The following is a 25,171-nucleotide window of genomic DNA, read 5'->3' on the forward strand; positions in this document are numbered from 1 at the left end:
TAACGATTTTCTCAATATATCTATCGTAACTTCAAATATATCAACGATTTTCTCAATATATCTATCATAACTCAAAATATATCAACGGTTTTTCAAATATATCGATTTGCCGACAATTCACGACAAAAAAACAGGAGCTCTCTAGCCCCTGTCTTCTAACACTTTCAATACAGTTTGTTTCAATATTTCTACCCCATCCATAATACAACTATGATCAAACCTCATATACGGATGGTGTAATCCAGGTTGTAGGTCTGCTCCTAGTCCAAGCATGACAGCTTTTAAATGTGGTCTTTTCACTGTATAGTAATGGAAATCATCGCTTCCTGTCGTATAGAGAGGCCCTGTGCATCTCTCTTCCCCATACACTTCGAGAATACCTTTACGCATAAAGCGCTCTGCTTCTTCGGAAACCTCTGCTCCTGGTGCAAGATCCATCCATTCGTATGAAGTTTTTGATCCCATCGATGCAGCTGATTCTATTACATGCTCAATCTTTTTCTTTAATTCTTCTAATAGTATATTACTCTCTGCTCTTACATCTAAACTGAAATGACCATTTCCCGGAATAATATTTAAATTATCACCACCAGCTTGGCATCTCGTCATTTTTACTGAATAAGAACTTTGCGGTGGCAGCCAGATATTTTTCAAACCGATATTAATCATGGAAATGACATCAATTGCATTCACACCTTGATGTGGTCTTGCCCCGTGTGCATCCTCCCCATGAATCATACCCTCTAAAAATCCTGCTGCTCCATGACGAATAGATGGGGCTGCTTGTTTCAAAGATAGTTCTTCAATTGGTCTCAGATGGACGCCAAATAAGAAATCAGCATCATCTACAGCACCTTTCTCCACCATCTTCAAAGCACCATTACCCTTCTCTTCTGCTGGCTGAAAAATAAATCTAACCGTACCACTTTTCCATCTCATATTTTTCAATTGTAAAATAAGTCCCATTACAATGGTCATATGAGCATCATGGCCACATGAATGGTTCGCTTTAAATTCTCCATTTACTTCTTGCCAAAGTGCATCCATATCAGCACGAATCGCAATAACTGGATTCCCGCCTCCAATCTCAGCAATTACACCTGGACAATCATCAAATGTTCTATATGAAATTCCTTCTTCTTTTAAAAAGTCAGTAATATACGCTGTCGTTTCATATTCTTTCCAACTTACTTCAGGGTTTTCGTGTAAATGCTGAAAAATCTCCGTTAAGCGCTCTTGTAGTTCTAATGTTTTCAACGTTCCAGTCTCCTTCCCACATTACAAACGATTCGGGTTAATTATACTTATGAAAAACAGATGTTTTTATGAACATATTGAATTTTAAGAAAAAAGTCAATTATTTATTTTTAAATACTTAAAAAGCTTACTCTGCACTTATATTACAAACTAAACAAACAACTAGAACATTCCTTATTTTCTGTTTTTTATGTTGACGCTTACATAAACTTTTAGTTATCATAACCTAATAAACGTCTATTTTACGACAATTCTAAAAATACAAACAAACATACGTAACAAGGAGGAACTTTATGAAAAAAGAAATACCTTTTGGAATAGCGATTATCCCTATTATCATTACCGTTGCAGTTATGATGGTTACAATTGTTGTATTAAAACAACCCCCTCACGTTCCACTTATTATTGGTACAACCGTTGCTTCTATTGTCGCTTGGCGTTACGGTTACAAATGGAATGATCTTGAAGAAGCAATGTATAAAGGGATTCGTCTTGCATTACCCGCTATCGTCATTATTATTCTTGTTGGCTTAACAATTGGTGCTTGGATTGGCGGTGGAATCGTCGCAACGATGATTTATTACGGTTTAAAACTTTTAACTCCATCACTATTTTTAGTTTCCATTACCGTCATTTGTTCTATCGTAGCATTAGCAATTGGTAGCTCTTGGTCTACAATGGGCACAATTGGTGTTGCTGGAATGGGAATTGGCCTAAGTATGGGAATCCCAGCTCCAATGGTTGCTGGTGCCATTATTTCAGGCTCTTATTTTGGCGATAAAATGTCACCGCTTTCAGATACAACTAACTTAGCCGCAGGATTAACAAATACAGATTTATTCGCACACATTCGTCACATGTTATTTACTACAGTTCCAGGTTTAATTATTACTCTTATCGTCTACGCGGTCTTAGGAAGAAGCTTCGGCGCTAACAATATTGATGCGAAGAGCATCGATCAAACGTTACAAGTATTGCAACAAAACTTTGTTATCTCACCTTTCCTACTCATTATACCCGTAGTCGTTATGGTATTGGTCGCTAAAAAAGTCCCTGCCATACCAGCGATTCTCGTCGGTATTATTTTAGGATTTTTATCACAAGTCTTTATTCAAGGTGGTTCTGTATCAGCATCTGTCGGTGCACTCCAAGCTGGATTTGTTATAGACACTGGAAACAAACTAGTAGACGAACTATTTAACCGCGGTGGCTTAGATTCGATGATGAATACAGTCTCTATGACAATTGTCGCTATGACTTTCGGAGGAGTATTAGAACATACAGGTATTCTTCGCTCAATTGTAAATCAAATTTTAAAGTTAGCGAAATCAGCAAAAGGGCTTATCGCTTCTACTATCGCATCTTGTTTTGCAACAAACCTTACTTGCTCTGAACAATATATTTCAATTGTTGTCCCTTCAAGAATGTACGCAAATGCATACACAGAAAAAGGACTACATTCAAAAAACTTATCCAGAGCATTAGAAGATGGCGGAACATTAACTTCTGTCTTCGTTCCTTGGAATACGTGCGGTGTATTTATTCTCGCTACACTTGGCGTAGGTGCATTTGAATATGCCCCTTATGCTATTTTGAATTTCATCGTACCTATTATCTCAATCATTTATGGTATAACAGGCTTCACAATTGTAAAACTATCAGACATTGAAAAAGCAGAACTACTAAAGAAACAAAAAGCTCAACTAGAAGCTTAAAAATAGCGGTAAATTCAGTTCATATAGTGCGCGAGGTCGCCCTTGTTGATAGGGCATTTCCTCGCCGCAAATATGAGCATACCCGTAATCAACTAATTTCTTTAACAACCTTTCTGTCGATCTTCGAGTCACTTGTAAGTACTCAGAAAGATCAGCTGCTGTAAACTTCAATGACGGGTGCGATTGACTAAATTGAATGATTTTTGACAAGTTGGCCGGACTAAGCTTTGTTTCCTTCGCTATTTTCATTAGTTCCGGATTATCATTTTTCAAACTTTGTACTCTCTGTTCTTTCGGGAACGGACCAAACAAATCTTTATCACTTGTTAGTATATAAAAACAACGATCTATTGGATTGTTCTTTGCAAAACTTTGAGCAATTTTTGCATTTTGCTCCGCTTCTTTCACGGTTTTCCCATAACCAAATCCAATAGCTATCGTGCCTTCTACGCTCGCAAACAAGTTATCTATCGCATTTGTTTTAATAATTGATTCGATATCACCACGAGTTGTATACAAAATGCATGTCATTTCATCCACTTGTTTAAATGAACCACGTAGTTCTTTTGAAATGACATCTAGTTTTTCAAGCAAACTCGTTCGTAATTCTAAGGAAGAAATAATACAAGCACCAACAGTAGCTGAATAGCTTTTTGCTAACTCAGCTTTTATTTTTGCATCTTTTAGCCCATGTATAATGGATTGTGTTGGATCAATCATACGCTCTGAAGGAACACCTATTTTTTGAAGCTCGTCGTAAACAGCGTGAATACTAGTTAAAGCTAAATGAGCCTCTCCAGATTGATATTTAGCTACATGAAAATCGATAACTCTATTTATCTCATCTTTACTCCACAGCATATTTTCATAATCCAACACTTGCGGGCTTTCTTTTATACCGATATCATGGAACACATTTGTAATAAACGAGCGGTCTACTAAATCGATGGAAATGTTATGTGGTTGAATACTTTGATGATACATGATAGAAAGAATTGAAGATGCGACAGTTGTCTCGTCTTGCTGTAAGTATGTACTTGGAATTCGTAATTGTTCTCTTATTTCTTTTGCCATATAATAAGGTAAAGCACCTGAGAAAAAGATGACATCACAAGGCTTTAAACACTTTAATAGTTCAGAAGATTCCGCCGGATGAAGGTAAATATATGGATCAATTTCTATTCCTTCTAATTTTTGAGCAATAGGAAAAAGGTTCTCCATAAACTCCTTTGAACCGACAACTGCAATTTTTATCATCATTTTCTCTAACTCCTTATCATTAATTAACGACTATTTAACGTCAACTATATCAAATGTATAAAACTATTGTAAACAGGAAGGGGTTTCTATTCAATGAAAATTACAGCTATTCATCTTTACGCAATTCGTTTACCGCTTCGCAATCCGTTTGTTATTAGTTATGGCTCTTATTCTGATATGCCCTCTATTATCGTCAAAATGGAAACGGATGAAGGTATTATCGGTTACGGTGAAGGCGTTGCTGATGATCACGTCACAGGTGAATCATGGGAAAGTACTTTCCATACTTTAAAACATACGCTAACCCCTGCTCTAATCGGGCAAAATCCAATGAATATCGAAAAAATACACGACATGATGGACAATACAATTTACGGTGTTCCAACAGCGAAAGCCGCAATTGATATTGCTTGTTTTGATATAATGGGCAAAAAACTAAATCAACCTGTATATCAATTAATTGGCGGGCGCTACCATGAAGAATTCCCTGTCACTCACGTTTTAAGTATTGCCGATCCAGAAAACATGGCTGAAGAAGCTGCTTCTATGATTCAAAAAGGTTACCAATCTTTCAAAATGAAAGTTGGTACAAATGTAAAAGAAGATGTAAAACGTATTGAAGCTGTACGAGAACGTGTAGGAAATGACATCGCTATTCGCGTTGATGTAAACCAAGGCTGGAAAAATAGCGCAAACACATTAACAGCACTACGTTCATTAGGACATTTAAACATTGACTGGATTGAACAACCTGTTATCGCGGACGATATTGATGCCATGGCTCATATTCGTTCTAAAACAGACCTCCCGCTTATGATTGATGAAGGATTAAAAAGTTCTCGTGAAATGCGCCAAATTATTAAATTAGAAGCTGCTGATAAAGTAAATATAAAACTAATGAAATGCGGCGGCATATATCCAGCTGTAAAGCTCGCTCATCAAGCAGAAATGGCAGGCATTGAATGCCAAGTGGGATCAATGGTCGAATCATCTGTTGCCTCTTCCGCAGGATTCCATGTCGCTTTCTCAAAGAAAATCATTACGAGCGTAGAGCTAACAGGACCATTAAAATTCACAAAAGACATTGGAAACTTACATTACGATGTACCATTCATTCGCTTAAACGAAAAGCCGGGACTCGGCATTGAAATAAACGAAGATACACTACAAGAACTAACCGTCTTTCAAGACGTTGTACGCTAAAGGAGGACTATCATATGACGGTTCTATACGAAGGAACATTAAAACAAAATAACGAATCATTTCACGTTACATTACTATCACTAGAGCACATCGAACAAATTTTATCACTACAAAACATCGTAGTTGAAGCACTAGAAGATAAAAGTCGTTTACAACCACTCTCACAAGAAGAATTTCAATACATTCTAGAAGGAAACGGCATGATGATCGGTGCTTTTATCGAAAACGAACTCATCGCATTTCGCGCTCTACTCGTCCCTCCTATCGACGATGAACATTTAGGGCTTGATATTGGTCTATCAGAAAGTGAACTGCACCGCGTCATCTATCAAGAAATCTCAAACGTTCATCCGAACTGCCGAGGAAATGGTATGCAAAAAATATTAGCAAACGTCATCATGGACGAATTGCAAAAAGAAGACAGCAAATATGATTATGTATGCTGCACCGTTGCTCCTTTTAACATCCCGAGTTTGAAGGATAAGTTTGCGCAAGGGATGGCGATTGCTGCGCTGAAGGAGAAGTATGGTGGTAATCTGCGGTATGTTTTTGTGAAGGAATTGCGCGGAGATAAAGAAAGCGATTGGACGGATATTCAAAGTATTCTAATGAGTGATGCTAGTGGACAGCAGGCTTTGCTTTCGGAGGGGTATCGTGGGTATGAGATGGAGAAAACAGCAGATACTTTCATTGTGAAGTTTGGGCGATAATCTATATACTCGAAAAGAGGAGATGTCTGCTGTGACCTCTTCTCTTTTCGATTTGTTGAACAATCCTGTGGTAAATGAAATTATATCAACGATTTTTCGAATATATCTATCATAACTTACAATATATCAACGATTTTTAAAATATATCTATCAAAACTCACAATATATCAACGATTCGACAAGAAATATCGATTTACAGACAAAAATCGATATCCCTTCCTAAACCGTCATCTTCCAACTAGATAACGCTAACCAATTCTCCATTTCTTTATAATCAGGCATTATCTTCCCGACAAGACGCCAAAAAGATCGATCATGATTTAAATGAACCATATGACACATTTCATGAACAACTACATAGTCAATTACTCGCTGTGGTGCCATTGCTAGCTTCCAATTGAATGTTAGTTGTAAATTCGAATCGCAAGTACCCCAAGTACGACTACTATCTGTAATACGAATAGAACGTGGTTTTGTTTTGAAATTACTTTGATGCGCTTTAATACTCTTCTCTACTAAAGATTTACACTGCTTATAGTAAAATCGTTTTAAAGCTTGTTGTATTTTCTCATCCTTAAGCTCTTTCACATAAATATGTAACTTATCCCCTTCAAAAATCGCATTGTCTTGCTCAATGCTTGCATCTTGGGAAATCTGTATCGGATACGTACTTCCTAAATATAGAAAGCCCTCTCCTTGATCATAGTCCTTTTCCTGTGGTCCAAGCGCTCTCTCCTGCATTTCCTTACGTGTTGCCTGAATCCAATCCCACTTCTCCTCTAGCAACTGGACTAAGTATTCAACAGGTGTTCCTTTCGGAGCTTGCACTTCCACATTTCCATACGAATCCACAAAAAGACGCACGGACTTTTTCTTCTTATAAGTTATATGAAAATTAATTGTCTCACCTAAATATGTATGTACCATTTCATCACCTAGCATAGTATTTTTACAAATAAAAAAGAGTAGGATACGAACGTCCTACTCTACCTATTATATCATTTACTGCTTTAGCAAGCTTATTATCCTCTATACTTTACACCTAATCCCTTAATGAAATTCCTTGCGTATCTATCGCCGCACTCTTTGTAATTTTTATGGCCTTTCTTTCTTAATAGAGCGCCTAACTCTCCTTTTGTTACCGTAACGCCTACGCTATCTAATATATCAAGTACATCCTCACTCGTTAAAGATAGTGCGATTTTCATTTTCTTTAGAAGAAGGTTATTGGCACTCTCCTTGCTCTGTACAGGTGCAGGCTGCCCTGGTTTCGGATCTTGCTTTCCTCTTTTTAAAGTAATAAATCCATTTAAAAATGCCTCTAACATCATCATATCGCATGTTTTTACGTACTCATCTTCAGCTACCTCATCATTTTCAGCTTCATGCTGAGGAGCTCTCTTTATTTTTGTAAGCATATCAACTACGTCTTCTTTCGTTACTTCCATCCCGCCAAGTTTAAAGATTTCTACCATATCTATGTCTTTTATATCTAAAGCGTATCGTACTCTTTTTAATATATCGTTGTTGCTCATTGCCATTGGGTTTCCCTCCTGAAATGTTGATTATTTATTCAGCGGTTAAAGTTTATGCTATAACCTACTTTAAATTATCATGTTTAATCTAACCTTTTAATTATTGTCCGCTAAATTAATACTTTAACATTTTAAAGATATGTTTTATAGTCTTACCCGAACTTTTCTCTATCATTGTATCTACAGCGCTCTTACATGTTTTTTATATGCCTATAAAAGGATTTCTCTCTTAACATTAACTAAAAGAAAAAAAACAGTGTTTTGATTTCTCAAATACACTGTTCTTTTCCAGCTCTGCACTTATTTTCAACTCACTCATGTCATGCACTACATATGAAATGATTTAACTGCTTAAAAGTTAAACCGTCTCACCATTCTGTGCCTCACCAACACTAGCCTCAAACTTATCAAGCAATCCACGCACCTCATCAGTCGATTTCGTACTCATCAATTGATTTCTCAATTCAGCAGCTCCAGGGAAGCCTTTTACATAAATTTTGAAGAAGCGGTGAAGCCCTGTGATTGAGCGTGGCAGTACTTCTGCATATTGATCTTGAAGATCAAGTTGTAGTCTTAAAAGATCTAGGTGCTCTTTACTGCTATGCTCTCTTGGCTCTTTTTCAAAAGCAAATGGATTTTTGAAGATGCCTCGTCCGATCATTACGCCATCAATGCCGTATTTTTCAGCAAGTTCCAGCCCCATTTTACGATCAAGGATGTCTCCATTGATTGTTATTAACGTATTTGGTGCGATACGGTCACGTAATTTTTTAATTTCCGGAATTAGTTCCCAATGCGCATCTACTTGGCTCATTTCTTCTCTTGTACGTAAGTGAATAGAAAGGTTTGCAATATCTTGTTTGAAAATGTGCGTTAACCAATCTTCCCACTCGCTTAACTCTTTAAAGCCAAGTCGTGTTTTTACGCTGACAGGTAGTCCGCCCGCTTTTGCTGCTTGGATAAGTTCTGCCGCAACGTCTGGACGTAGAATAAGGCCACTACCTTTTCCTCTTGATGCAACGTTCGGTACTGGGCAACCCATGTTAATATCGATGCCTTTAAATCCTAGTTCTGCCATACCAATACTCATTTGACGGAAGTATTCGGGATTGTCTCCCCAAATATGTGCCACCATCGGCTGTTCGTCTTCTGTAAAAATTAAACGGCCACGTACACTTTTCATACCTTCTGGATGACAATAGCTATCCGAGTTTGTAAACTCTGTGAAGAATACGTCCGGACGACCTGCTTCACTTACTACGTGACGGAAAACAACGTCTGTCACATCTTCCATTGGTGCAAGTACGAAAAATGGTCGTGGTAATTCACGCCAAAAATTATCTATCATTTCAAATTCAAATCCTCTCACTATGAATACAATTTCAAAATCTCAATTTATAATTTGTGAAAATCAGCAATATTTATTTTAACTAAAATCGCTTATGAATGGTATTTTTGTAAACCAAAAAGCAGGTGGTATAGATTTCCCCTATATCAACTGCTTTCCTATTATACCAACTTAAGCCAAGCCACACACTCCACATGCGTCGTATGCGGGAACATATCAACAGGTTGTACTTCCTGTGTTTTATATCCGCCTTCTTCTAGTACTTTTAAATCACGTGCTAATGTTGCTGGGTTACACGATACGTATACGACGCGGTTTGGCTTCATGTCGATGATTGTATTTAGTAATGCTTCGTCACAGCCTTTACGCGGTGGGTCTACGACCATTGTGTCGGCGATTACGCCTTCTTTGTACCATTTTGGAATGACTACTTCTGCTTCTCCTACGCCAAATTCAGCGTTTGTCATGTTGTTTAGTGCTGCGTTTCGGTTTGCGTCTTCAATTGCTTCTGGGACGATTTCAACGCCGTACACTTTTTTCGCTTTTTGCGCTAGGAATAACGAGATTGATCCGATTCCGCAATAGGCATCGATTACTGTTTCGTTACCATTTAATTTTGCGTATTCTAACGTTTTATCGTATAGCACTTTCGTTTGTTCTGGATTTACTTGATAGAATGAACGTGCTGAAATCGCAAATTTAATGTCACCGATAAAGTCATAAATATATTCTGATCCGTATAATACTGTCGTTTTGTCTCCGAAAATTACGTTTGTACGCTTCGTATTTACGTTTTGAACGATTGATCTTACTTCTGGGAATTTCGCTGCAATTTCTTCAATGATTGCCTTTTTGTTCGGCAATTCTGCTGTACGTGTAATGAAGACAAGCATAATTTCCCCTGTTACTTGTCCGTAACGAGCCATTACGTGACGAAGTGTTCCTTTGTTACGCTCTTCGTTGTACGCAGTGATACCGTGCTTTTCACAAATACGTTTTACTTCTTGGATTAATGTATCGTTTTCTTCTGCCTGAATTAAGCATGATTCCATATTAATGATGTCATGCGTTCCTTGGCGATAAAAACCAGCTACAAGTCCGCCTTCACGTTCTCCGATTGGTACTTGTGCTTTATTACGGTATACCCACGGATTCTTCATGCCAAGTACAGGATGAACAGGAACATCAGCTAGTCCTCCGATACGCTGCATAACGTCACGTACTTGTTTTTCTTTCGCTTGTAATTGTCCTTCATAAGTTAAGTGCTGAAGCTGACAACCGCCGCACTGATTATATACTGGGCATTCAGCATCTTTACGATATGGACTTTCTGTATGAAGCTTCATTAAACGGCCAAATGCGAAGTTTTTCTTCACTTTAATAATTTTAATTTGCGCTTCTTCACCTGGTAATCCGTTTTTAACGAAAATAGGATAGCCCTTTACTTTCGCAACACCGGCACCATCATGTGTTAAATCTTCAAATACTACATCTATAAACTCGTTTTTCTCAACTGGTGGCGTCATTTTAGTACTCATTTTCCGACCTCTCTTTTTCATAACACTGCGTTACATTTTATCATACTTATATGGTCTTTTTCTATTGGAAGAAAAAAAGCTATTGACGATACTTCTCTGTTAATGTTACGCTACTACTAATTTAATACGGACGATGTTACCTCATATATACTTGATAATATGGATCGAGAGTTTCTACCCGGCAACCTTAAATTGCTGGACTATGGGGAAAACTAATGAATATTAGCCTATGCGCAAAAAAGGACTCATATTGATTAGCTTTCTCTCATAGATGAAAGTGAATCCATATGAGTCTTTTTTTATTTTTATTTTTCTAAAAGGTCAGACATCTTACGTATGACATAAAACCTCGTTCTTTTATTTTTAGTAATATAACGAGCGTTTTATGTACAAACTTTATACGAACTTCTGAAAGGGGCAACTACATGCAATATGTAATGAGCATTATCGGTATTCTTGCCGTGTTAGGTTTATGTTTTGCTTTGTCAAACAACAAAAGTAAAATCAACTTCCGTGCAATTGCAATTATGATTGGTTTCCAAATTTTAATCGGTTGGTTTATGTTTGCTACAAAGATTGGTCAACAAATCATTATTTTCATTAGTAAAGTTTTCAACAAACTAATTAAACTTGGTACGACAGGTGTCGATTTTCTCTTTAATGGAATTCACAGAGATTTTGTCTTTTTCTTAAACGTATTATTAATTATCGTATTTTTCTCAGCACTACTTTCAATCTTTAGTTATTTAGGTGTTTTACCATTCATCGTTCGCGTTGTCGGCGGTGCTATTTCAAAAATCACTGGTTTACCACGTGTTGAGTCATTCCACGCAGTAAACTCTGTATTCTTCGGTTCAAGTGAAGCGTTAATCGTTATTAAAAACGATTTACAGCATTTCAATAAAAATCGTATGTTTATCATTTGTTGTTCTGCGATGAGCTCCGTTTCTGCTTCTGTTACAGCATCATACGTAATGATGTTAGATGCAAAATACGTACTGGCAGCTCTTCCGCTAAACTTATTCTCAAGCTTAATCGTTTGTTCGTTATTAACACCAGTTGATACGAAGAAAGAAGATGAAGTGATTCAAAAATTTGATAGAACTCTATTCGGAGACAGCTTTATCGGCGCAATGATTAACGGTGCGCTTGATGGTTTAAAAGTAGCTGGTATCGTTGCCGCATTAATGATCGCCTTTATCGGTGTGATGGAAGTTGTAAACTACGTAATTAGTGCAGCTTCAGGCGCAATGGGACATGCTGTTACTTTACAACAAATCTTCGGTTATATACTTTCTCCATTCGCATTCTTAATGGGTATTCCAACTCAAGATATTATCCCAGCCGGTGGTATTATGGGTACAAAGATTGTTTTAAATGAGTTTGTAGCAATCCTTGATTTAAAAGACACAGCTACAACATTAGCTCCACGTACAGTTGGAATCGTTACAGTATTCTTAATTAGCTTCGCAAGTATTAGCCAAATTGGTGCAATCGTTGGTACAATCCGTGCCCTTTCTGAAAAACAAGGAAGCGTTGTTTCTAAATTTGGTTGGAAAATGCTATTTGCATCAACACTTGCTTCTATTTTATCTGCGACAATCGCTGGATTGTTTATTTAATAAAAAATCACCTTACTTTAACGAGTAAGGTGATTTTTTTGATTCTTTATGAAATCGAGTGAAATTCAACTGCTTCTTCTGTATTGATAATCCTATCTTTATATATACCTTTTATTGAAATGTAAATGATAGATTTGTTTATGTTTTTTAACTTTCCTAATGAAAAATGATAAAGTAATCCATCGCTTTTTAAAGTCCACATCTTCCCACTCCATGGACCAGTAGCTTTTTGTTCATCCGACGCCTTTATTTCACCTTCATATTCGCATTCTCCTAAAGGAGTTTTAATTATATTCTTCTCTGTATCAATTCGAATATTTTTAATTAGCTTCAAATTTTCATCAGAGAGAATTTGAATTTCATGATCTTTCTGTTTAAAAAAGAGTTTTCCGTCTTTGGTATTTACATATTCTGTATTATTCATTTTATCTATCATAAAATCATATTCTTCTTTTGTAATACCTAAGTTTTGATGATAAGGAAACGTTTTTTTCGGTATAATTTCTTCTTCGGCATACTTCAAATACCAATCTAAATTATTTGTAATACTATTGCTCATTTTATTTCCGATTTTCTCTAATTTCTCTTTTATCTCATAAGGAAATTCTAGTGTCATAATATCCGCCGTCACTTCCGCATTCATAAGATGCGATGGAATATACTCTTCCACGCTATTCGCTTTACTCACTTCACTTTGACAACCAACTATAAATAGCGATATGAAAAAGATATATATTATTTTTTTATATTTCATTTCTATTCTCCACTCCATACATTATTCTTACTTAGTTTTATAGCGGTTTTCATTATAGTATAAAATCTTTATATTTTAATTAAATACATATCCTTATGCAAAATTGCATATTAATATGTCTTCTTCTTACTTTAAAATTAGCTTAAATAACTTTCCAAATTATACAAATAATAAGCGTTAAATGTTATAATTTGTAAAAAACATTGGAGGACCTTATGAAAATTCACGCCCTTTTCGATTTCTTACATTTACTAGTCTTAACGCTGAAAAGCTATTATGTATGGGGAATGCCTATCTATGTCTTCATTATTCCTCTTATCTTTGTAGTCGGTTATATTATTATTAATTCTAATAAGAAACAAAAAAATACATCTATTCAAAGTCACTAATCTATTACCTTAATAGCCTCCTAAAAATCATATTTCCCTCATTTTCTTCAAATGATATGATGAACAAGGGTATATCCCCACCACTCTTATAGCGGTGGGGATTTTAATGTCAATATGCAACATACTACACAATAGAAGGTGATTTTTATGAGAAAATACGCAGCAATTGCTTTATGTACGTCTGCCATTCTAGCAGGCTGCAATACTAGCAATGTAAGCCAAGAACCTAAAAAAGAGAAAAAGGTTCAAGAAGTAGCTATACAAAAAGAGACTCTACAAGAACAAGGTAAAATTTCTTATACTCCCATCACACACGAATCTACAAACACAAGTATTCATATTACAGACTTAAAAGATTCTTTAAATGAAGTGCAATATAAAATTTGGCGCACAGCTGATGGAAAGGAACGTGCTAAATCTTTTTCTTCTAAAGAAAAGGAGAAACAATTTACAATTCCTTTTGACATAAAAGAATTTGAAGGAAAACGCGGTGAGTTCCAAATTGAAGCAACAGGAATGAAAGAATATGGGAAAACAATCCCGCTTACGAAATCTACTATTACTTTCGAACAAAAGGTTCCTGTTCTTATGTATCACGCAATCGATGATTATCATGGTCAAGGTATTAAAGACTTATTCGTATCACCAGCTAACTTTGAAGCACAAATGAAACATTTAAAAGACAATGGTTATACGCTTTTAACGTTTGAACGCTGGGGCGATATAAATAAAGTAAATAAGCCGATTTTCGTTACATTTGATGACGGTATGAAAAATAATATGAATGCATTTCGCGTTTTACAAAAGCTAAAAGATGATACTTTTAAACCGGCAGCAACAGAATATATGATTGTTGATAACGTTGATGTAGAAGGAGCATTGTCTACTTCTGAAATAAAAGAAATGGTTGATTCCGGCATTTTCTCGGTGCAATCTCATACTGCAACACATGCAGACTTACCAAAAATTACAAACTATGAGGAAGAGTTAAAAGGTTCAAAAGAAAAACTAGAAAAAATAACAGGTAAGCCTGTTATCGCGATTGCTTATCCATTCGGTCATGTAGATGATAAGGTTGTTACAGAAACGAAGAAGTATTATCAATTTGCGACGACGACAAAGCCTGGGCAATTCATTACGAAGGGTGAACCTGATGAATTGTTAAAGATGAAGCGCGTTCGTATACACCATACAACGACTGTAGAGCAGTTTGCTTCTTCAATTAAGTAAATATAAGGGCTCAATACATTTTGAGCTCTCTTTTTACTTTATATTTATATATATTTTTAGAATTTTCTTGTATTATATATAGTAAGAAATCTTTCAAATTAAAGGAGATTATACATATGTCATTTGAACAAACGTTAGAGAAATATGCTGCTCTTGCAGTTAATGTTGGTGTTAATATTCAACCTGGACAAACTTTATCAATTAGTGCACCTCTTGAAGCTGTACAATTTGTACGCCTCGTTACAGAAAAAGCATATAAATCTGGTGCAAAACACGTATATGTAGATTGGAATGATGAGACGTTAACACGCTTAAAGTTCGATCTAGCTCCTGAAGAAGCTTTCGCTGAATTTCCATCTTGGAAAGCACATGCTCGTGAAGAATTAGCAAAAGAAGGCGCTGCATTTATGTCTATCTATGCAGAAAACCCTGATTTATTAAAAGGTGTAGAAGCATCGCGTATTGCAACAGCTCATAAAGTAGCTGGAGAAGCGATGAAAGTATACCGTGATTACGTACAAGCCGATAAAGTAAGTTGGTGTGTCATTTCTGTTCCTACGAAAGAATGGGCTGCGAAAGTATTCCCTGACGTAGCGCCAGAAGAACAAGAAGCAAAGTTATGGGATGCTATTTTCAAAGCTACTCGTGCTGATTTAGAAAATCCTGTAGAAGCATGGAAAGAACATGATGAAACATTACATACAAAAGTAGATTACTTAAACGAAAAGCATTATAAAGCTCTTCACTATACAGGTCCTGGAACAGATTTAACAATCGAACTTCCAGAAAAACATGTATGGGCTGGTGCTGGTAGCTTAAATGAAAAGAACGTACCATTTATGGCTAATATTCCAACTGAAGAAGTATTTACAATGCCACTTAAAACAGGTGTAAACGGCCAAGTTTCTAGTACAAAACCGTTAGTATTTGCAGGTAATATTATCGATAATTTCACGTTAACATTTGAAAACGGGCGTATCGTAGACTATAAAGCTGAAGCTGGTGAAGAAGCTTTAAAACATTTAGTAGAAACAGATGAAGGTTCTCACTTCTTAGGAGAAGTAGCTTTAGTGCCTCATGACTCACCAATTTCAAACACAAATGTTTTATTCTACAATACACTATTTGACGAAAATGCATCTTGCCACCTTGCAATCGGAAATGCTTATGCATTTAACTTAGTTGGCGGAAAAACAATGTCTAAAGAAGAACTTGCTGAAAACGGCGCAAACGCTAGTATCACACACAACGACTTCATGATTGGATCAGCTGAGCTTGATATTGACGGTATTACTGCTGATGGCAGACATGAGCCTATCTTCCGTAAAGGTAACTGGGCGTTTTAAATTTATTACCATAAAGAAACACATTGGATAATCCAATGTGTTTCTTTATTTATTTGGTTTCAATTCAAATTTTATCGTTCTATTTTCATGCGTAAACTCCGGTCTATACGTAGCGATATACGTATTTTCTTTCGCTACGTCAAATAGCATGATATCTTGAATTTTTTCATCTGGTGCTAACTTTTTACTAATAAAGCTATCAGGGTTATTATATTCTTTAAATCTTGTACCTTTCTTATCGGTAATCTCAAATTCATAAAATGCAAAAGGTATTTCCTTTTTACTATTATTTTCTACTTTGAAAATAATCCCCAAAATCTCCTCTTTCTTTTTATTCTCATCATAATCCGGATATCCTAATTTAACTGAATCGATAGTTACTTGCAAACCATCTACGTCTACTGTCTCCCCTATTTTATACACTTTATCTTGAACATCTTCTTGTTTACTTTCATTACTATCTTTAGTCTCAGTGCAAGCACTTAAACTAAAAGCTATGCCAAAAATTAAAACAATTTGACTTACCTTTTTTAACATACTCTTTCCTCCACATAAGACAATATTTCATATGTATCATAACAAAACGCTTTACTCTTTCTTGTCATATTTTGTCGTATTAATTGCTAACTGCACAAATAGAAAAAAGCTATCTTCTACAAAAGATAGCTTTCATGATGCCGATGAAACCTTAAGCCCAATGACACCCAAAACAATAAAAAGAATACAAAATGCTTGAAATAAACTAATATGCTCTTTAAAAAAGTACACACTAATGATTGTAATAAGTAATGTTCCAACGCCAGACCAAATAGCATAAGCAATACTTAAATGAATCTTTTTCACAACGATGGCAAACACGCTGAAACAAATTCCATAAAACACGAAAATCAGTACACTTGGAACGAGCTTTGTTAAACCATTTGATAGTTTCATCGCAATTGTTCCAGCTACTTCAAAAATAATTGTAACAAGTAATAATAGCCAATATACCATACTAGAATCTCCTTCTCTGTTACCTTATAGAGATTCTAGTATACTACTTATAGTCCCAATGAAATATATTTAATTTCTAAATATTCCTCGATGCCGAAATGGCCTCCTTCACGACCGATACCACTTTCTTTAAATCCACCAAATGGTGCTTGTGCAACTGATGGAAGACCATCGTTTAGACCGATAATACCGTACTCTAACGCTTCACTAATTTGGAATGCTTGGCTAATGTCTTTCGTGAAAATATACGCAGCTAAACCGTATGGTGTATTGTTTGCACGTTCGATTACTTCATCAACTGTTTTAAATTTCGCAACTGGTGCCACTGGCCCAAATGTTTCTTCATTCATACAAAGCATCGTATCATTTGCCAACCCAATTACAGTCGGTTGAATGAAATGTCCCTCTAACTCTACGACCTTTTGACCACCATATAAAACTGTTCCACCTTTTTGAATAGCATCTTCAATATGTTCTTGTACTTTTGAAACTGCATTCTCATCAATAAGTGGCCCGACAGTCGTTCCGTCACCGAAACCGTCTCCTACTTTCAACTGCCCTACTGCCTTTTGGAACTTCTCTACAAATACTTCGTATACTTCTTCTTGAACGAATACTCGGTTTGTACATATACACGTTTGTCCTGCATTACGGAATTTCGAACCAATCACCGCTTCTACTGCTTTATCTAAATCTGCATCATTCATTACGATAAACGGAGCGTGTCCCCCTAACTCAAGCGAAACTTTTTTCATCGTTTGCGCCGCACTAGCCATTAACTCTTTCCCGATTTCCGTTGACCCTGTAAAGGACACTTTTCGAACGCGACCATCTTCCATCCATGTATCAGCAATTGCTTTTGCACTACCTGTTACGATATTGATTACGCCCTTTGGAATATCTGCTTCATGGGCTAATTCAGCTAATTTCAATGCAGTTAATGGCGTTTGACTTGCCGGTTTCACAACGGCTGTACAGCCTGCTGCAAGCGCTGGGGCTACCTTTCTCGTAATCATCGCTGCCGGGAAGTTCCAAGGTGTAATAGCTGCCATAACGCCAACTGGTTGCTTCATAACTAAAATGCGCTTATTCGGATGAGAAGCAGGAATCATTTCACCATATACACGTTTCCCTTCTTCTGCATACCATTCAACAAAACTATTTGCATAATTTACTTCACCAAGCGCTTCTGCAAACGGCTTTCCTTGTTCCTTCGTCATAATCGTTGCGATCTCTTCTTTATTTTCATCAATAAGCATGAACCACTTTTTTAACTTCGTGGCACGATCTGCTGCCGTTAACTTAGACCACGTTTTAAAAGCTTCATGTGCAGCATCAACAGCTTGCTTTGCCTCTGTTACTCCGCCTTTTGGTACAGTTGCAAATATTTCCTTCGTCGCAGGATTATTTACTTCAATTTGTTCTTGTAGTGTAATCCACTCACCATTTATATACATCGCCTTTTTATCTATACTTACGAAAGTCGCCTTTTTATCCAATGTTTTCTTCCTCCTCTATGAACTTCTTAATTTTTCTAGTAGCAGCAGATTGACTAATTTGCAAAAACTCAGCCACTTTATAACTTGATCCATACGTTTTATACGCTTTAAGAATTATATTTCTCTCTACCTCTTCCAGCATTTTATAAAGGCTTTGTCCCGATTGTTCAACTGCAGCCTCTTGCATAGAGAGTGGCAAATCCTCTACCGTTACAACATCATCAACAGTAATAACAATTCTCTCAATTACATTCTCTATTTCTCTATTGTTCCCTTCCCACGGATATCCAACAAACATTTGTAACGTACTCGGCGCTAGTTTCACATCACGTCCGTACTTTTTATTAAAGTGCTGCAAGTAATGATAAATAAGCGGCAAAATATCTTCTGTTCTTTCCCTAAGCGGGGGAATTGCAATTGGAATGACATTCAAACGATAGTATAAATCTTTCCGAAATGTTCCTTGTTTCACCATCTCGCTTAAATCTCTATTTGTTGCCGCCACAATTCGAACATCCACTTTTTTTAATTCTCTTCCGCCTATAGGACGAAATGTTTTTTCTTGCAATACTTGCAAAAGCTTCGCTTGAATTTCAAGCGGCATTTCACCGATTTCATCTAAAAAAAGAGTTCCTTTATGCGCGGATTCTAATAGTCCCTTTTTCCCTTCACGATTCGCACCTGTAAAAGATCCACCTGAATATCCAAAAAGCTCCGATTCAATTAAATTAGTTGGCAATGCCGCACAATTAATTTCATAGAAACTTTTATACTTACGGTGACTCACTTCATGTAAATGGCGTACTAATCGACTTTTTCCTACTCCAGTCTCGCCTAAAACGAGAACAGTACTATCCACTACAGATACTTTTTTGATTGTATCGACTATTTTTTGCATAGCTAGACTTTTAAAAATAAGTCCTTCATGCTCATATGTTTCTCTTAATTCTTTTTTATATGTTTTTAGCTGATTATCCATTTCCTCTACCTTTTGACGTAATTGATAGAGTTCAGTAAGGTCGCGAGAATAACTAATCACTCTTCTTAAATTTCCCTCATCATCAAAAACAGGCCTTGTACGAACGTGTAAATACTCTCCTGATTTTGTAGTTTGAACGAGTTCAATTGGCCTCTTTTTTTCAATCACTTCTAATGTCGCTGATGGATAAAAGATTCCATCCTTTTGTAGTTCTTTTACATGCTTACCAACTAACTCTTCTGCAGCTAGTTGGTAGTGCCTTTCACATGTACTATTTACACGTACAACGATCCCTTGCTCATCTGTAACAAAAATTTCGTCAAACGCATATTCAAATACATCTTTTAAATCCATTAACACTCGTTCCTTTTCTGCAACCATCCTAGCCACCCCTAACTTCAAATCCATCGATCCACTTCACTACCTTTATTATAAAGTGAATTTTCTGCATTTAACATAGAGTCAGCTAGAATGTTTGCTATTTATACTTCAGTTTTTAAACGCGAGCGATGTTTGTTTGCTCATAACAAGCTTGCAATGATTCTTCAATTATTGTTAAACCTTCTTCAAGTTGCTCATCTGTAATAACTAAAGGCATTAACACACGGATAACATTTCCATATGTCCCTGCTGATAATAACAGTAACCCACGCTTATTTGCTTCTGCACATAGATTAGCCGTTAACGTTTTGTCAGGTGCTTTCGTCTTACGATCTTGAACGACCTCAAATGCACACATTGCGCCTAACCCACGCACATCACCGATGCAATGATATTTATTTTTCATCTCTTCGAATCGGTTCATTACGACTTTTCCTAATTCTATCGCTCTATCATTTAATTTCTCATTTTCTATTACATCGAGAACAGCTAATGCAGCCGCACATCCTAATGGACTTCCTGCATACGTTCCACCAAGTTCACCTGGTGCAGACTCATTCATAATTTCTTTACGTCCAATGACACCACTTATCGGTACACCAGCACCTAATGATTTAGACACTGTAATTAAATCTGGAACGACATCATAGTGATCAATTGCAAAATATTTTCCTGTACGACTAAAGCCTGTTTGTATTTCATCCGCTACAAATAAGATGCCGTTCTCTGAACAAATGCGGCGTACTTCTTGAACAAATTTCTTACTTGGGACGATAAATCCACCTTCCCCTTGAACAGGTTCCATTACAACAGCTGCAATTGTTTCTGGTGCTACTTCCGATATGAAGAAGTTCTTAAACTCTTCAATAATAAAATCATCATACTGCTCTTCCGTTAATCCCTCTGGGCGACGGTATTCGTATGGAAATGGCGCTTTATATACTTCTGGAGCAAAGGGACCAAACCCAAATTTATATGGCTTCACTTTACTTGTCATCGTCATTGTCATTAATGTACGCCCGTGGAAACCTTTAGAAAATGCGATAATACCAGGTCTCTTCGTATATTTACGAGCGATTTTCACCGCGTTCTCAACTGCTTCTGCACCACTATTTAAAAACAGGACTTGCTTATCGAAACTTCCTGGTGCCAATGCCGCAACCTTTTCTGCTAATTCAATATATGGCTCATACATCATGACGTTAAATCCAGTATGAATGTATTGATCGACTTGTTTATGGAGCGCTTCTTTAACCGTTGGATGACAATGCCCTACGTTAATTGTCCCGATTGCTCCTGCAAAATCAATGTACTGATTGCCATCAACATCTGTTACAAGAGCACCATTGGCAGATTGTACAAACGTTGGGATGCCGTTACTTACTCCTTTTGGTACTATATTTTGACGGCGTTCTAATAAAGATGCCGCTTTCGGTCCTGGAATTTGTTCATTTACTTTAGCAAATTTTTTTGTGTTCATTGCGTACCCCATCCTTTTCTTTACATTGTTTTCTCTTTTTATTGCAAAATATATGCCAACTTTCTTTTCTAGCATTTATCCTATATTCTTTGTATCCAGGCATAAAAAATAAGTCTATAAAGACTCATTAAGAGTCTTTATAGACTTATTTTCCTTACACATTAGACTTTTCTTTCTCCCAGAAAAACTCACCCGATTGAGAAATAAACTCTCCAACAGAATCTAAAACTAAATCAGCAAGTGGTTCTAATGTTGGACGGTCTCCTGTACCAGATAGCACCCCAATTGCATAGCAATCGCCATTTTTAGCTAAATGTAAATCAGTTGGCGTATCTCCAACAACCGCAACCTCGCATGATTCTAAATTAAATTTCTCACAAAACACTTCTATAATCTTTTTATCTGGTTTTTGCGCAGGGAATGTATCCGAGGCTATAATATAATCAAAAAAGTTCTCCAACTTATATTGTTTTAAAAATAATTCTGTTGGTGCGAAATCATCCGCCGTGACAACCCCTAATATAAATCCTTTATCTTTTAATGCCTGTAACACTTTCGGTAAGTCTGCTGTCATTTTCATATGCGAACGATGCTCATACATAAGGGAAAATAACTTCTCACTTACCCACTGATGCATCTCTTCTTCTCTAGCAAACTCAATATAATTACAAAGCCCCTTCGCTACATCAAGGCTTGTTCCAGCAGCTATTGCACTCCTTGGATTAACAAATGCTCCCTCTACACCAATCTCTTCTAATAAGGTCTGCCGCATTGTACTTGGTAAATGATATAAACTTATACATTCAGCTACAAGTTCTTCAGCTACTTTTATCCATATTGAATGAAAATCCATTAATGTCCCATCTTTATCAAATAATATCGCCTTTACCTTCTCCATAGCACCCTACCTCTCATTTCTTATCTCTTCCAGTGTATCAATAAAGTATGGATGTAAAATAAAAGAATTGTAAAAATACCATAAAAATCAAACTAACTCCCAATTTACAATTCATTTTAACAAAGTAAAAAAGGATGCCTTTACAGGGCATCCTCTTGATGTTCAGGAACAAATAGTTCTAAACAATGATATATATTTTCGAATTCCATCGGTGCATCTCCACCATACTCACCATCTAAATTAATCATTAGTTTATCTGGTGAATGTACTTTAATTCGGTTCGCTTGTGTATATAACACTTTTGGATTATTAATATGTTCACCACGTTGTGCTTGTGTTGCTGCTTTAATTAAATCAGCGATAGAACCTTTTTTCAGTACTAATAGGTCAAATAACCCATCGTTAATAGATGCATACGGTGCTACCTTTTCAAATCCACCTACTGAACGAGTATTCGTAATTAAAAACATCGTAATTTCTTCTTGTAGTAACTTTCCATCATACTCAATTTCAACATATGTCGGATGCAATGATGGTAACATCTCGATACCTTTTAGGTAATAAGCAAGCTGCCCTAATACTGTCTTTAACTTACTCGGTACTTCGTATGTTAATTCTGTAATACGACCGCCACCAGCGATGTTAATAAAATATGTATCGTTCGCTCTACCAAGGTCTAATGGCACTGTTTTTCCTTCGCAAATAATATCTGCTGCCTCTTCAATAGAACGAGGTACACCAATTGCACGTGCAAAGTCATTTGTCGTTCCAACTGGAATAATTCCAAATTTCGGACGGAATTCATGCCCAACTAAACCGTTTACTACTTCATTTAATGTACCGTCGCCACCAGCCGCAATAACAACATCAAACTTACGATCCGCAGCTTGCCTCGCAGCCACAGTAGCGTCTCCAGGACCCGTTGTCGCATGACAAGATGTCTCATAGCCAGCTTGTTCTAATTTTTGTAATACTTCTGGTAAGCTCTTCTTAAATAGCTCACGCCCAGAAGTAGGATTATAAATAATTCTTGCTCGCTTCATCATTTATTAGCACAGGAAATTTCTTTATGTATCGAAAAAGAACATACTGAACTTCTATTCAGTATTCCCATGCCTACCTCCTCTCATCTTGCTATCCTTCTTTTATCCCGCTCAAACAGGCAGTAAGAACCCGATTCGTGTAGTCCATCAAAAGTAAATATTCATTTCAATGGTTTTTTATTTGACTCCAAAATTTATCCCGCTATTTGCGGGCAGTAAATGCCCGATTGGTGAGGGCTAATAATCAGCTTTGGATGAACCTCCCACTGATTAAAGTTTCACTTTATTTCTATCCATTCTTCCATAAAAATTTACATATAACGAATAATAACTATCTATTATTTCATGAGATGAAAAAAACCTCTATGTTTAGATTTATCATTATTCCCACCTTTTTGCAACTATCATACCATAGTTGCTATACAAACATTTTTCCACTTTTGACAGTTAATCAAACGTTTGTTTAAACGATTTTGTCTCATTTAAACAAACGTTTGATTAACCTAGAAAAACACCCATGTACGGGTGTTTTTCTGCTTAATCTTTAAAAGTCATTACTATTATCGCTTATTAATCTCTTCAAGTAAGATTTTGTTAACAAGCGGTGGATTTGCTTGTCCTTTTGTAGCTTTCATAATTTGACCAACTAAGAAGCCAATTGCACGGTCTTTACCGTTTTTAAAGTCTTCGATAGATTGCTCATTATTATCAAGAATTTCTGTTACAACTTTACGAAGTGTACCCTCGTCAGAAATTTGAACAAGACCTTTCGCTTTAACGATTTCTTCTGGGTCTCCACCTTTTTCAATTAATTCATTAAATACTTTCTTCGCGATTTTAGAAGAAATTGTACCTTTTTCAATTAATTGAACCATTTTAGATAAACCAGCAGGCGTTAATGCAACGTCTTTTAATTCTTTTTGTTGTTTGTTTAAGTATGCAAGTACTTCACCCATTAACCAGTTCGATGTTAATTTCGCATCAGCACCGTCTGCAACAGTTGCTTCAAAGAAATCAGACATCTCTTTCGTTAATGTTAACACGTGTGCATCATAAGCTGGTAAGCCTAGTTCTGCAACGTAGCGAGCTTTACGTGCATCTGGAAGTTCTGGAATAGAAGCTCGAACTGCTTCTTTCCACTCATCATCAATGTAAAGTTCAACTAAGTCTGGCTCCGGGAAGTAACGGTAATCGTCAGATCCTTCTTTCACACGCATTAAGATTGTTTTCTTCGTTGCTTCATCATAACGACGTGTTTCTTGTTGGATGATACCACCAGATAACAGTTCTTTTTCTTGGCGCACTTGCTCGTGCTCAAGACCTTTTTGTACGTAAGTGAATGAGTTTAAGTTTTTCAGTTCCGCTTTTGTACCGAACTTCTCTTGTCCAACTGGACGAAGAGAAATGTTCGCATCACAACGTAAGGAACCTTCTTCCATCTTACAATCAGATACACCAGTGTATTGAATGATTGATTTTAACTTCTCTAAGTATGCATATGCTTCTTCTGGCGTACGCATATCTGGCTCAGATACGATCTCGATTAAAGGCATACCTTGACGGTTGTAGTCTACTAATGAACCATCAGCTGTATGCGTTGATTTACCAGCATCTTCTTCTAAATGAAGACGTGTAATACCGATACGTTTCTTTTTACCGTCTACTTCGATTTCAATCCAACCATTTTCACCAATTGGCTTATCAAATTGAGAGATTTGGTAAGCTTTCGGGTTATCTGGATAGAAATAGTTTTTACGGTCAAACTTCGTTTCCGTTGCGATTTCACAGTTTAATGCCATTGCAGCTTTCATCGCAAAGTTAACTGCTTCTTTATTTAAAGTAGGAAGTACCCCTGGGTATCCTAAGTCAATTACACTTGTTTGTGTATTTGGCTCCGCTCCGAATTCTGTTGGACTCGCAGAGAAAATTTTCGAATTTGTTTTTAACTCAACGTGAACCTCTAAACCAATAATTGTTTCTAAATTCATCTA

At 36.5% G+C, this 25,171-nt stretch carries 21 protein-coding genes and 1 riboswitch; of the genes, 6 read left to right on the plus strand and 15 right to left on the minus strand.

Features of this window, described 5'->3' with window-relative positions; all coding sequences use genetic code 11:
- Positions 1-141: 141 nt before the first annotated feature.
- Positions 142-1,257, minus strand: coding sequence for a M20 peptidase aminoacylase family protein (locus ACTFRU_RS24740; RefSeq protein WP_000853516.1), 1,116 nt, complete (start codon positions 1,255-1,257; stop codon positions 142-144).
- Positions 1,258-1,550: 293 nt separating this feature from the next.
- Between ACTFRU_RS24740 and nhaC the strand changes: the two genes are divergently transcribed.
- Positions 1,551-2,972, plus strand: a complete 1,422-nt coding sequence (gene nhaC, locus ACTFRU_RS24745) for a Na+/H+ antiporter NhaC (RefSeq protein WP_086410814.1) — start codon at positions 1,551-1,553, stop codon at positions 2,970-2,972.
- Here nhaC and ACTFRU_RS24750 read toward each other — a convergent pair.
- Positions 2,961-4,232: a hypothetical protein gene (locus ACTFRU_RS24750; protein WP_000972811.1), complete on the minus strand. Its 1,272-nt coding sequence runs from the start codon at positions 4,230-4,232 to the stop codon at positions 2,961-2,963. The two genes, nhaC and ACTFRU_RS24750, sit on opposite strands and share 12 nt — an antisense overlap.
- 93 nt (positions 4,233-4,325) lie before the next feature.
- Here ACTFRU_RS24750 and ACTFRU_RS24755 point away from each other — a divergent pair, with 93 nt between their 5' ends.
- Together ACTFRU_RS24755 and ACTFRU_RS24760 are read left to right on the plus strand one after the other, a co-directional pair.
- Positions 4,326-5,435, plus strand: coding sequence for a mandelate racemase/muconate lactonizing enzyme family protein (locus ACTFRU_RS24755; RefSeq protein ID WP_000704493.1), 1,110 nt, complete (start codon positions 4,326-4,328; stop codon positions 5,433-5,435).
- 14 nt (positions 5,436-5,449) lie between these two features.
- The gene (locus ACTFRU_RS24760) at positions 5,450-6,145 is read left to right on the plus strand and encodes a GNAT family N-acetyltransferase (protein WP_290102095.1); all 696 of its coding nucleotides are present in this window, start codon (positions 5,450-5,452) and stop codon (positions 6,143-6,145) included.
- 219 nt (positions 6,146-6,364) lie between these two features.
- Here ACTFRU_RS24760 and ACTFRU_RS24765 read toward each other — a convergent pair whose 3' ends face one another.
- The 4 genes from ACTFRU_RS24765 to rlmD form a co-directional block, all read right to left on the minus strand.
- Positions 6,365-7,072 (minus strand): M48 family metallopeptidase, encoded by a 708-nt coding sequence (locus ACTFRU_RS24765; protein WP_000233742.1) that lies wholly within the window; start codon positions 7,070-7,072, stop codon positions 6,365-6,367.
- A 95-nt stretch (positions 7,073-7,167) separates the two neighbouring features.
- Entirely contained in the window at positions 7,168-7,686 is a 519-nt protein-coding gene (locus ACTFRU_RS24770; protein ID WP_001251702.1) for a DUF1456 family protein, read from the minus strand.
- Positions 7,687-8,038: 352 nt separating this feature from the next.
- Positions 8,039-9,028: a tRNA dihydrouridine synthase gene (locus ACTFRU_RS24775; RefSeq protein ID WP_000566710.1), complete on the minus strand. Its 990-nt coding sequence runs from the start codon at positions 9,026-9,028 to the stop codon at positions 8,039-8,041.
- Between the two features lie 161 nt (positions 9,029-9,189).
- Positions 9,190-10,566, minus strand: coding sequence for a 23S rRNA (uracil(1939)-C(5))-methyltransferase RlmD (gene rlmD / locus ACTFRU_RS24780; RefSeq protein WP_440037944.1), 1,377 nt, complete (start codon positions 10,564-10,566; stop codon positions 9,190-9,192).
- A 121-nt stretch (positions 10,567-10,687) separates the two neighbouring features.
- A riboswitch (purine riboswitch) is annotated at positions 10,688-10,789 on the plus strand.
- A gap of 202 nt (positions 10,790-10,991) precedes the next feature.
- On the opposite strand from rlmD, the gene ACTFRU_RS24785 reads away from it, so the two are divergent.
- On the plus strand, positions 10,992-12,188 hold the full coding sequence (locus ACTFRU_RS24785) for a NupC/NupG family nucleoside CNT transporter (RefSeq protein WP_001200490.1): 1,197 nt from the start codon (positions 10,992-10,994) through the stop codon (positions 12,186-12,188).
- Positions 12,189-12,234: 46 nt separating this feature from the next.
- Here the strand turns inward: ACTFRU_RS24785 and ACTFRU_RS24790 are convergent, their stop codons facing one another.
- Complete coding sequence (locus tag ACTFRU_RS24790) at positions 12,235-12,942, minus strand: hypothetical protein (protein WP_336456648.1); 708 nt, start codon at positions 12,940-12,942, stop codon at positions 12,235-12,237.
- A 536-nt stretch (positions 12,943-13,478) separates the two neighbouring features.
- On the opposite strand from ACTFRU_RS24790, the gene ACTFRU_RS24795 reads away from it, so the two are divergent.
- Positions 13,479-14,561, plus strand: coding sequence for a polysaccharide deacetylase family protein (locus tag ACTFRU_RS24795; protein WP_440037945.1), 1,083 nt, complete (start codon positions 13,479-13,481; stop codon positions 14,559-14,561).
- A 116-nt stretch (positions 14,562-14,677) separates the two neighbouring features.
- Positions 14,678-15,907: an aminopeptidase gene (locus tag ACTFRU_RS24800; RefSeq protein WP_000007349.1), complete on the plus strand. Its 1,230-nt coding sequence runs from the start codon at positions 14,678-14,680 to the stop codon at positions 15,905-15,907.
- 45 nt (positions 15,908-15,952) lie between these two features.
- Here the strand turns inward: ACTFRU_RS24800 and ACTFRU_RS24805 are convergent, their stop codons facing one another.
- The 8 genes from ACTFRU_RS24805 to gatB form a co-directional block, all read right to left on the minus strand.
- Positions 15,953-16,444 carry a DUF4352 domain-containing protein gene (locus ACTFRU_RS24805; RefSeq protein ID WP_000915109.1) on the minus strand — a complete coding sequence of 164 codons (492 nt, stop codon included), beginning with the start codon at positions 16,442-16,444 and terminating at the stop codon, positions 15,953-15,955.
- A 132-nt stretch (positions 16,445-16,576) separates the two neighbouring features.
- Positions 16,577-16,900, minus strand: coding sequence for a DMT family transporter (locus ACTFRU_RS24810; RefSeq protein WP_000263262.1), 324 nt, complete (start codon positions 16,898-16,900; stop codon positions 16,577-16,579).
- Positions 16,901-16,947: 47 nt separating this feature from the next.
- Positions 16,948-18,399: an NADP-dependent succinate-semialdehyde dehydrogenase gene (gene gabD / locus ACTFRU_RS24815; RefSeq protein ID WP_088859352.1), complete on the minus strand. Its 1,452-nt coding sequence runs from the start codon at positions 18,397-18,399 to the stop codon at positions 16,948-16,950.
- Positions 18,392-19,759, minus strand: coding sequence for a sigma-54 interaction domain-containing protein (locus ACTFRU_RS24820; RefSeq protein WP_440037946.1), 1,368 nt, complete (start codon positions 19,757-19,759; stop codon positions 18,392-18,394). The genes gabD and ACTFRU_RS24820 overlap by 8 nt, the downstream gene beginning before the upstream one ends.
- Positions 19,760-19,874: 115 nt before the next feature.
- Complete coding sequence (gabT, locus tag ACTFRU_RS24825; protein WP_088859351.1) at positions 19,875-21,239, minus strand: 4-aminobutyrate--2-oxoglutarate transaminase; 1,365 nt, start codon at positions 21,237-21,239, stop codon at positions 19,875-19,877.
- 154 nt (positions 21,240-21,393) lie between these two features.
- Entirely contained in the window at positions 21,394-22,137 is a 744-nt protein-coding gene (locus ACTFRU_RS24830; protein WP_088362285.1) for an HAD family hydrolase, read from the minus strand.
- Between the two features lie 140 nt (positions 22,138-22,277).
- A complete protein-coding gene (locus ACTFRU_RS24835; RefSeq protein ID WP_000977679.1) occupies positions 22,278-23,183 on the minus strand; it encodes a diacylglycerol kinase in 906 nt (301 codons plus the stop codon).
- Between the two features lie 557 nt (positions 23,184-23,740).
- Positions 23,741-25,168 carry an Asp-tRNA(Asn)/Glu-tRNA(Gln) amidotransferase subunit GatB gene (gene gatB / locus ACTFRU_RS24840; protein ID WP_001047685.1) on the minus strand — a complete coding sequence of 476 codons (1,428 nt, stop codon included), beginning with the start codon at positions 25,166-25,168 and terminating at the stop codon, positions 23,741-23,743.
- Between the last annotated feature and the right edge of the window lie 3 nt (positions 25,169-25,171).

This window comes from Bacillus cereus group sp. MYBK220-1 (genome assembly GCF_051916445.1).
Lineage (GTDB): Bacteria > Bacillota > Bacilli > Bacillales > Bacillaceae_G > Bacillus_A > Bacillus_A cereus.